Origin of the sequence: Longibaculum muris (genome assembly GCF_004343035.1) — a bacterium.
GTDB classification, from domain to species: Bacteria; Bacillota_I; Bacilli_A; order Erysipelotrichales; family Coprobacillaceae; genus Longibaculum; species Longibaculum muris.
This window is the reverse complement of record NZ_SMCQ01000041.1, coordinates 1-10,794: the sequence shown is the minus strand read 5'-3', so window position 1 is coordinate 10,794 and position 10,794 is coordinate 1. Positions and strand designations below refer to the sequence as shown.

The following is a 10,794-nucleotide window of genomic DNA, read 5'->3' as shown; positions in this document are numbered from 1 at the left end:
CATTAACTCTTGATCTTTAAATAAAGCTGATAAAACTGGAATTGGTACTGTTTGTTTGATACGTTTATATATAATTCCTTCACTTATTGTCATCGGTTGTATGTTCCATTTGATATGAATCATTAAAAGTGTTTCTAACTTTTGTTGATAATCACTTTCTTGACAAGAGAAAATCAGTGCTTTTGCAAAACTAGCAAAACTATAAGCTTCTTCATTAATATGATGAGGAAAAAGCAACACAATTCCTTGTCTTTGTAAAACCATTGTATAAAGTAATTTTAATTCTTCTAAAGATAATAACATAATAGAATGAAAGAAACTTTGACGTTGATTTTCTTCAACCAATTGATGATTTAAAATCTCTACTCGTAATAAAGAAAGCACTTCTAAATAATCATCATATCCTTTTAAATCATTTTTTAATTTTAAAGATAAAGCTGGGTATTGTCCATTTGTTGAAACCCCTAAAGTCATTTGATTGGTGTGAATCGTTGCCATACTATGAAATGGAGTATTGGTCTTTGTTGCACTTGCACACATAATTTTTTGTTTCAAAGCATCATCAACAATTTGTTGATTTTTAGTCTTTGAAGAAGTTGCCGCAAACACAAAGAAAGCATCTTTTATATCATCAATATCATAATCTTTATATATCTTTTGACATTCTAATGATGAAAATTCTTCTTTCATTTCACTAGCGACAATACTTACCAATGCCCCTTCTTGTAAGAAAGCTTTAGCTTTTCGATAAGCAACCTTTCCTCCACCAACAATCACAACTCTTTGATTTGTAAAATCAATCAGCCATGGCATCATAAACTTTTACCAATGCTTGATGAATAGCTATAAGTGTGTCATCTAAATCTTGTTTAGTATGACTATCACTAATAAACCATGCTTCAAATTGACTTGGAGCAATCAAGATTCCTTGTTTTAACATTTCTTTAAAGAAAATTGTATAAAGATGTGTATCACATGTTTGAACATCTGTATATTGATGAACATCTTGAGCAGTAAAGAATAAAGTTAATAAACTCCCAACTTGATGAACCTGAAAAGGTAAATGCAATTCATTTAAAATCTTTTCAATACCTTTAGCTAAGTATTGAGCTGAAGATGTAATATGTTGATAAACCTCTGGATGATCTTTTAAATAAGTTAATTGTGCATATCCAACTCTCATAGCTAGTGGATTACCTGATAATGTTCCAGCTTGATAAATTGGTCCTGATGGCGAAACAAGTTCCATGATTTCTTTTTTTCCACCATAAGCACCAACAGGCAATCCTCCCCCAATGATCTTACCAAAACATACCATATCAGGAACAACTCCTAAGAATTTTGGACAACTATGATAGTCAACTCTAAATCCAGTAATAACTTCATCAAAAATAAGCACAATATGATATTCATCACACAGTTGTCTTAAACCTTTTAAAAATTCTTCATCAGCTTGAATAATCCCCATATTTGCTGCAATAGGCTCTAAAATAATTGCTGCAATATCTTCAGGATATTGTTCAATTGCCTTTTTAACTGATGTTAAATCATTATAAACACAAACAATTGTCTGAGAAACTGTTTCTTCAGGTATTCCTAAACTCGTTGGAGTTTGAAAAGTCATAGCTCCAGAACCGGCTTTGACCAAAAGACCATCACTATGCCCATGATAATTTCCTTCAAATTTAATAATCTTATTTCTCTTTGTATATCCTCTTGCAACTCTTAAAGCACTCATCGTTGCTTCAGTTCCTGAATTGACCATACGAACCATATCAATTCCTTCATAACTTTCCACAACTAACTTTGCCATTTCAACTTCAATCTTTGTTGGCAATCCAAAACTACTCCCATATTGACTTGCTTCAATAATTGCCTGTTGAATGACAGGGTGATTATGCCCTAAGATTAAGGGTCCCCATGAACAAATATAATCAATATATTCATGATTTTCTTCATCCAACACACGTGATCCTTTTGCACTTTTTACAAACACTGGAGCACTTTCAACAGATTGAAAAGCTCGTACTGGTGAATTGACTCCACCTGGGATATATTGACACGCTTCATCAAATAATTCTTGATTAGACATTTTGCTCATCCTTCCATTTTCTTGCAATATCAATTGCAAAATATGTAATAATCATATCAGCACCAGCACGTTTGATTGCTAATAATGATTCTTCAATGACTGATTCCTTCATCAATCCTTGTTCAACTGCCATTTTTAACATAGCATATTCACCACTCACATTATACGCACAAATTGGCATATTAAAGTTTAGTTTAGCTTCTTTAATAACATCCAAGAAAGCTAAAGCAGGTTTAACCATGATAATATCAGCACCTTCATCTATATCAGCAGCAATTTCACGCAAAGCTTCTTGACCATTAGCCACATCCATTTGATATGTACTACGATTTCCAAATGCTGGGGCACTATGCGCTGCTTCACGGAATGGACCATAATAAGCTGATGCATATTTTGCACTATAACCCATAATTGGTAAATCATAATATCCATTTTCATCTAAGATTTGACGCATAGCAGCTATTTCACCATCCATCATCGCACTTGGAGCAACCATATCAACACCACTATTAGCATAACTTAAAGTAATCTTTTGCAGATAAGGTAATGTCGCATCATTAAGCACTTGACCATGTTCATCTAAAATCCCACAATGTCCATGATCAGTATATTCACACATACAAACATCCCCAATCACATACATGCTAGGATCGATTTCTTTTATTTTACGAATAGCTTGTTGTAATATTCCATGTTCATCATAAGCTTGACTTCCACAAGCATCTTTATGTTCAGGAATACCAAATAAAATACAAGCCTTGACACCCACTTCCTGCATCTCTTTCACTACTTCTGCTAAACGATCAACTGAATAATGATAGATACCTTTTAAAGAAGAAATTTCATTTTTTATATTTTCACCTTCAACTACAAAAATAGGATAAATTAATTGATTGGCATGAAGATGTGTTTCTCGCATTAATCCTCTTGTCACTTCATTATTTCTTAATCTTCTACCTCTATAAAACATCTTTTATACCCTCCATTTTCTCAATCATACCTTGATAACTTGAATGACTTGCTTCAATAATTTCAACATCTGGATAATATTGACGAATCGCTTTAGTCGTCATTGGTCCAATTGACAATGCTTTTTCAAATGTACAAGCTTGTTGTGATAATCTTTGAACTGATGATGCACATGTAAAACATGCTAAGTCATAATGCTTATCTACATTGATTTCAATTTCTTTATTTTCATAAACACTTATATACTGATCAGTTTCATGTAATCTTTCAATTGCACAATGTGATTTTTCACAAATCACAATCATATGTTCATCATCATGAACATATTTCTTTAAATCAAGATTAAAAGCTATACTATTGGCTTGATGAGATAAAATATCACTATAAAAACCATATTGATTTAAGACTTGTTCAGTCTTTTGTCCAATACATGCAAAACGAGCATGAGACAATTGTCTTAAATCAAAACGTTCTTGACTTAACCATTTGAAAAATCCTTTTACCCCATTTTGACTTGTCAAAACAATTACACTATGATCAAATGATGGTATTTGAATAGGTTGAATATATTCTATTTTTCCTAATTGTAACTGGTCAACCATTGCTCCCTGTTCTTGAAAATACTGTGTTAAAACTGATTGTTTTCCATTTAAAGTTGTGATAAGAACATGCGTTTGGAAATAAGGTTTTTTTGTAAAGAAATCAAGTTTTGTATGTAAAGAGACAACTTGTCCTAAAACAATTAACAGTGGTGAAGGTAGTGGATGTTTGTCATACATATCTAAAATTGTTTCTAATGTTCCATAACAGGCATCTTGATTTGGTAATGTTGCATTGGATATTAAAGCCATTGGTGTTTGAGGATTTTTTCCTACTTTTAATAATTGTTCAACAATAACTGATAATTTAGCTTTTCCCATCATAAAAACATAAGTCAAATCATCATTTAAAAAGCGTTGATAATCCCACTCATCCTGCTGATTTTGAAAATGTGCAGTAACCACTTCAAATCCAGAACTTAAACCACGATGAGTAATCGGAATCCCCCCATAACAAAGTCCAGCAATCGATGAAGATAATCCTGGTACAACTTCAAAATCAATATGATTTTCATACAATGTTAGAGCTTCTTCACCACCACGTCCAAAGACAAAAACATCGCCACCTTTTAAACGAACAACTTTTTCATAAACTTTGGCTTTTTCTACAAGTAATGCATTAATATCTTCTTGTTTCATGGTATGATAATGAGATTGTTTCCCAACATAAATACATTCACAATCTTCTTTAACATAATTTAAAATTCGTTCATCAATCAAACGGTCATAAACCAAACAATCTGCTTCTTCTATACATCGCATTGCTTTTAATGTATATAAATCCAAAGCTCCTGGTCCTCCACCTACTAAATAAACTTTACCTGCCATAAACTTCTTCCTTCAACTTTCTTGCGATTTCTTTCACCTTTTCTTCACCTTCATCAAGTGAAAAAACTTCGTCTTTTTTTATCAGCTTACTCCCATCTTCATTTCCTAAAACTGCATAGAAATGAATCAGATTACCTTCTTGTTTAGCATAACTTCCAACCGGAATATGACATCCTCCATTGACTTGAGCTAAAAACAATGATTCTAATTTCATTCTTTGATTAGCCTGCTCATCCCCAATTGCTTCTAGCATCTCTAATAATGGGCTATCTTTTAAAACTTGTAAAGCTAAAATACCTTGACCACAAGCTGGAATCATCTGTGTCTCATCAAAGTATTCTGTAATTTCATCTTCTAATCCTAAACGCTTTAAACCAGCACTCGCTAAAACTAAACCATCAATATTTTGAGTACGAAGTTTTTCTAAACGTGTATTGACATTACCACGAATCCCCACAATTTGTAAATCAGGACGCAATGCTAGTAATTGATAATAGCGTCGTTTACTCCCTGTTGCAATAATACTATGCTTTGGTAATTCAGCTAAACTTTTATAATTTTTTAAAACCAAACAATCACGATAATCACTCGCTGATAATGTTTTGGCAAAAGTTAAACCTTCAGCCATTGTACTAGGCATATCTTTTAAACTATGGACTGCTAAATCAATAGTATGATCTAATAATTCTTTTTCAATTTCTTTGACAAAGATTCCTTTATCATTGATTTTATCTAAAGCAACATCTTGAATCTTATCACCTTTTGTACGAATGATTTTTATTTCATATGTATGCATCGGATATGCTTTTTCTAATTGTGATTTGACATATTCTGTTTGTGTTAATGCTAATGCTGAGCCTCTTGTTCCAATTGTTATTTTCATTTTTGTTCCTCTTTTATATCAAATAATTGATGAATAATATCTACATTTTCAATTTCTTTTGTTTTTATATAATGAATAGGTTCTCTAATCATTTGAAGAAATGATGCTTTTAGCGTCTTTTGTAAGATGTATTGTTCTCTTTGTGATAAATCTAATTTATTAATTAATATCTGATAAGTACGCTCAGCCATTTCTAGACTTTTTGCCTGTAATGATTGTATCATATAATCATTTTGAATACTACTCAACTTTGTTTCGATAACTTCAACTTCTTCTTTTATTCTTTGATGTATACATATCTCATCTTGTTGTCTTAATTGATTATTCACATCAATTTCTTGTTGTAGACTTTCAAAATCAATACATTCAACATACTTATTTTTTTCAATATCTCTAGGAATTGCTAAATCAATAGCAATCAAATGTGTATTGATAAAATCTTTAGCGTAAAAGATATAATGAGGACTAGATGTTGCACTGATTAAAACATCTATTTCATTTAAATATTTTAAACGTTCATCAAAAGTAACATATTGAATATCTGGATATTTTTGTTTAATATCTTCAACACGAGATGATGTACGGTTAGCTAAATAAATTTCATTTTGGGGATAAAGATAAGGTAGACAAGATAAAGCAACTTCTCCTGCTCCAACAATCATGATTTTCTTTTGATTTAATGTCATATTCTTCTTCAAATGATCAATCGCAACATGACTTAATGATAATGATGGTTGCGAAAATTCTGTTTTGATTTGTTTTACAAAATGAATCACTTCAGCAAAAATCAAATTAATTTCTTTACCACCTATTTGCATGTTTCTAGTAAAATCATATGCTTGTTTCACTTGTCCAAGAATTTGATCTTCTCTTACTAACATAGATTCTAATCCACAAGCGACACTCAACAAATGAAAAATAGCTTCTTTTCCTTGATAGGTAAAAATAGCTGGTGAATCAGCTAAATAATCAATATATAAATCTTTAACTGACTGAACTTCATTATTTTGATACATGAAATAAACTTCACTACGGTTACATGTTGAAAGAATAACGCATTGTTCAATGCCTTTTTCTAATAATAAGCCAGCAAACTCTAATTTCTGGCTATCAGTAAAATGAAAACAACCACGTGCATCGATTGCTAATTCTTTGTGACTAATACCAACAACAGCTAGTTTCATAACTTTTTAAAAAACCACGCGAGCGTGGTTTTTATTCTTTAGGTCCTGCTTTTTTATGTTGTGATAATGGTTTCAAATGAATGTTTGCACGTTGTTCATTTTCTGTCCAATATAATTCTTCGGCAACTAAACATTCAGGATTTAATTCAACACCATCTAAAATCAATTCTTTGAATTTTGGATATCCTGAAATATCAATTAAGTGACCACCATGTAAGTATTCTGGCTTATTATCCATAACCCATGCAGAGAATTTTTGCCAATTTCCAAAAACTTGTAATAAAGCTTCTTCACTAATCCAGTTCAAGAAGATTTTACCCATTCTTGGATATTGTTTGCCAGTACGTCCACCTAATGTTACACGATAGAAAGTCTTTTCTTGTCTTGTCCAAGCACTTGTAGGACATGCAATAACACATTCACCACATCCTACACAACAACATGTATCTTTATCAATCTTACCATCTTTATTTAAAGATAAAACTCTTGTTGCATGATGTTCACAAGCTCTTACACAAGCTCCACATCCAATACATCTTTCTTGATGATATTCCATTTTAGCAATACCCATAATACCAAAGTCATTGAAATGACCTTTTGCACAGTCATTAGGACATCCAGCAATTGATACTTTAATGTGGTAATGACTAGGGAAAATTAATTTTTCAATCTTACGAGCTAATTGATAAGTATTAACATTAGCTTTAATACAATGAGAATTACCAATACAACTCATAATATTACGTGCTCCGATTGTTGGATATCCATGTTCATTAACATCCATATCAACATCACACATTTCTACTTCAATATCATGAATGTAGTTTTTAATATACTTATTGACTTCTTCAATATTTTCATATTTAATACCAGGGATATTTAATGTTTGACGCATCCCAATATGGAATGTTCCATTTCCCCAATTTTGTGCGATATCTTGCACAATTTGTAAATATTTTGCTTCAATCAAAGAACCAGGAACTCGAAGTTGTAACATGAATTCACCAGCAACCTTAGATTGTCTAAAACAATTAATTCTTAGTTTTTTAATATCAATATCATGATTCATTCTTGTTACCCTCCTAGTCTACTAAATATTTAGCTTTTGTATAATTGAAAACTGGTCCATCTAAACAAACATAAGTTTCGTCAATACGGCAATGTCCACATTTACCAACAGCACAAGACATTTTTCTTTCAAAAGAAACCCAGATTTTTTCTTCAGGTACACCTAAGCTCATAATCTTTTCAGCAGTCAATTTCATCATAATTGGTGGTCCAACAACAACCACAGCATAATTTCCATCAAAACTATCAAATGGAACTTCTTTTACATAATCAGTAACAAATCCAACATTCCATCCATCAATTTTATCTCTATCTAATGTATAATATGTTGTAAATTTTTCTTTCCATTTCTTTAATTCTTCTTTAAAGATAATACCTTCTTCATTTTTGAATCCAGAAATTAAAGTTAAGCTTTTTACATAACCATCATTTTCAAAACAAGTATTTAACATACTTCTTACTGGTGCTAAACCTGTACCACCAGTCACAACAACTAAATGTTTACCTTTAAATTCATCTTCAACTGGCCATCCATGTCCATAAGGTCCACGTAAGAATAAAGTATCTCCAACTTGTTTATTAAAAATTTCATCAGTTACTTTACCTACAGAACGAATAGTGAAATCCATCCATCCTTCACCATGAGCTGATACTGAAATTGGTGCTTCACCAATTTTAGGAATAGACAATTGTAAGAATTGACCATGATCAGGTTGAATATCTGTTTTCACTTTAAAAGTATATTCTAATAAACTTTCCTTTTTAATATCAATAATTTCACAAGGAATAGGTTTAACTGGATTATTCATCATTACTTACCCTCTCTTTCAATTTCTTCAATAGCAGCAGCCATCTTTTCAACTGTCTTAGTTACTGAAATATATTCAGGACATCTTGAAGTACAACGTCCACATCCTACACACATATGATAATCTTTAAAACGTGCTTTGTAATCATGGAATTTATGTAAGATCTTATAACGCATACGATCTCCTGCAGTTGGACGGAATGAATGTCCACCAGCCATATCACTAAATCCATCAATTTGACAAGACGCTGATGTTCTCTTACGTTCACCAATATTCATGTTTTCATTATACATAATATCTGTAGTTGTAAAGCATGTACATGTTGAACAAGCAATTGTACAAGCGCCACAAGAAATACAACGAGAATTAAAAGATTGCCACATTGGATGTTCTTTTAATTTTGCAAGAACTTCTTTATCTTTGATTTCTGGAATCTTAACTTCAATTTGATTTTTTTCAATGAATTCAACCTTGAAATCATCATTTGCAGCATCTTCAAAATAAGAATTGAATTCATCATCTTTTACTTCAACTAATAATTCATTGTCTAAACAACGAACTCCAATGCTGTATTCATCAGTTTTATTTGTTCCCATACTTACACAGAAACAAGTATCCCAACCTGTACAACATTCCATTAAAACAATTTTAACTTTTTCTTGAAGACGTTTATAATAGAAGTCTTCAAAACCACCGTTTTGTAAATAAACTCTGTTTTGGCGTTCCATTGCATGCACATCACATGGACGCATAAAAATTAAAATCTTTTTGTCATTGACCTTACTTTCTCTGTACTCATCTTCTGTAAAATAGAATAATGGTTGAGTAATAGGGCTCAATACTTCTTTAGCTGGATAATCAGATTTTTGATCAAAAACAACATCTTCGATATTTTCTACACGATCATAACGAACAATGTCAGTATCTGAATATCTTCCTTGCTTTTTAAAGCGTTTTGGCGCATAAATATCATATTCATCAGATAATTGTTCAAAAATGTGATTCATCTGCTTAAAATCGACCTTGTATCCCATCATTTTTCCTCCTAAGTCATTTTATATTTTCATTATATCATTTTTTGTGTTATTATGAAAATACAAAAAAACAATAATATCTATTGGATTTTCCAATAGATAGAAAGGAGATACTATGATTACCCGTAAACATCTCTATATTTTTAAAACAGTTGCCACAACACAATCCATGTCAAAAGCTGCACAATTGCTTTATATTTCTCAACCAACAATATCACAGAAAATACAGGAAATTGAAAATCAATATGATATTAAATTATTTGAACGATATTCTAAAAAACTTTTTATTACAGAAGAAGGTAAAACTTTATTAAATTTAACCAATTCTATTCTTGGGTTATATGATGATATGGATCATATTTTTTCTAAAGATAATCGTTTTTCACTCAAAATTGGGGCAACTTTAACTGTTGGAAATACCATTATATCTCCTCTATTAAAGCAATTAAAAGAACAATACCCTAGTATCAATATCGAAGTATGTATTGATAATACCCATATCATTGAAGAAAAAATACTTAATAATTACTTAGATATTGCATTAATTGAAGGTGAATTAACCCATCCCGATTTCATTGTTACGCCAGTCATTCATGATAAACTTGTTTTCGCTTGTGCCTATGATTTTCCTATACCTGATACTTTAGAAATTCAAGAATTAACCCGTTATCCTTTTATCAATCGTGAAGAAGGTAGTGGTACTCGTGAACAATTAGAAGAATATATTAAAAAACATCATATTCATTTAAAATCTTCATGGGAATGTCATAGCTGGGAAGCTGTTAAACAAGCCATCCTTTATAATCATGGTATTGCTTTAGTGCCTTTACAACTTATTGAAAATGAAGTTTATAATGGTGATTTGAAAATTATTCCTATCGATTCTATTTCGTTAGAAAGAGATTTTTGTATCTGTTATCATAAAAATAAAAAAGTCACAAAAAAACTAAGCGCTTTTATTGAAACTTGTCAAATATATGGTCAAGAACTTAAAAACGGTTATATTCAAAATCAAGACTCAATTCCAAATAAATAAAATTGAGTCTTTTTTATTATATTAAATTCTATGAAACAATTCTTTGTCGGTATTGTTGACGTTCTATTGGTGGAATATCCAATAATTCCATGGCATCTTCAATAGTACAGCTATTCTTCATCATTAACTTCTTAATAAGCTTCATACGTTCCTTATCCTTGCCTATTTTTTCACCTTCCATGTATCCTTCTTCTTTTCCATTCAAATAACCTTCATCTCTTATCTTCTGCCAGATTTCACACATCTCTCTCTTTCCTCCTTCACTCTCTTTGTAATACCCTACCTGTTTCTT

10 protein-coding genes and 1 pseudogene are annotated in these 10,794 nt (G+C 31.2%); 1 reads left to right on the top strand and 10 read right to left on the bottom strand.

The annotated features are described in order from the left end of the window. From EDD60_RS15780 to asrA, 9 genes are all read right to left on the bottom strand, one after another. A partial coding sequence (locus tag EDD60_RS15780; protein ID WP_132226548.1) for a precorrin-2 dehydrogenase/sirohydrochlorin ferrochelatase family protein occupies window positions 1-816 on the bottom strand: 816 nt, incomplete at its 3' end. Then, complete coding sequence (gene hemL / locus EDD60_RS15775; RefSeq protein ID WP_082787315.1) at window positions 797-2,092, bottom strand: glutamate-1-semialdehyde 2,1-aminomutase; 1,296 nt, start codon at window positions 2,090-2,092, stop codon at window positions 797-799. The genes EDD60_RS15780 and hemL, both read right to left, overlap by 20 nt. After that, window positions 2,085-3,062: a porphobilinogen synthase gene (gene hemB, locus EDD60_RS15770; RefSeq protein WP_066443792.1), complete on the bottom strand. Its 978-nt coding sequence runs from the start codon at window positions 3,060-3,062 to the stop codon at window positions 2,085-2,087. Before hemB ends, hemL begins: the two co-directional genes overlap by 8 nt. Beyond that, the gene (cobA, locus tag EDD60_RS15765; RefSeq protein ID WP_066443787.1) at window positions 3,052-4,488 is read right to left on the bottom strand and encodes a uroporphyrinogen-III C-methyltransferase; all 1,437 of its coding nucleotides are present in this window, start codon (window positions 4,486-4,488) and stop codon (window positions 3,052-3,054) included. Before cobA ends, hemB begins: the two co-directional genes overlap by 11 nt. Then, window positions 4,478-5,371: a hydroxymethylbilane synthase gene (gene hemC / locus EDD60_RS15760; protein ID WP_066443784.1), complete on the bottom strand. Its 894-nt coding sequence runs from the start codon at window positions 5,369-5,371 to the stop codon at window positions 4,478-4,480. The genes cobA and hemC overlap by 11 nt, the downstream gene beginning before the upstream one ends. Further along, a complete protein-coding gene (gene hemA, locus EDD60_RS15755) occupies window positions 5,368-6,555 on the bottom strand; it encodes a glutamyl-tRNA reductase (protein ID WP_066443779.1) in 1,188 nt (395 codons plus the stop codon). The genes hemC and hemA overlap by 4 nt, the downstream gene beginning before the upstream one ends. Before the next feature lie 31 nt (window positions 6,556-6,586). Continuing rightward, complete coding sequence (gene asrC / locus EDD60_RS15750; protein WP_066443777.1) at window positions 6,587-7,624, bottom strand: sulfite reductase subunit C; 1,038 nt, start codon at window positions 7,622-7,624, stop codon at window positions 6,587-6,589. 13 nt (window positions 7,625-7,637) lie between these two features. Further along, window positions 7,638-8,435: an anaerobic sulfite reductase subunit AsrB gene (asrB, locus tag EDD60_RS15745; protein WP_229105265.1), complete on the bottom strand. Its 798-nt coding sequence runs from the start codon at window positions 8,433-8,435 to the stop codon at window positions 7,638-7,640. After that, complete coding sequence (gene asrA, locus EDD60_RS15740) at window positions 8,435-9,466, bottom strand: anaerobic sulfite reductase subunit AsrA (RefSeq protein WP_066443775.1); 1,032 nt, start codon at window positions 9,464-9,466, stop codon at window positions 8,435-8,437. The genes asrB and asrA overlap by 1 nt, the downstream gene beginning before the upstream one ends. Window positions 9,467-9,581: 115 nt before the next feature. On the opposite strand from asrA, the gene EDD60_RS15735 reads away from it, so the two are divergent. Then, window positions 9,582-10,502: a LysR family transcriptional regulator gene (locus EDD60_RS15735; protein WP_066443770.1), complete on the top strand. Its 921-nt coding sequence runs from the start codon at window positions 9,582-9,584 to the stop codon at window positions 10,500-10,502. Window positions 10,503-10,530: 28 nt separating this feature from the next. On the opposite strand, the pseudogene EDD60_RS15730 reads toward EDD60_RS15735, so the two are convergent. Further along, window positions 10,531-10,794: pseudogene (locus EDD60_RS15730) on the bottom strand (PD-(D/E)XK nuclease family transposase); the annotation flags it as partial.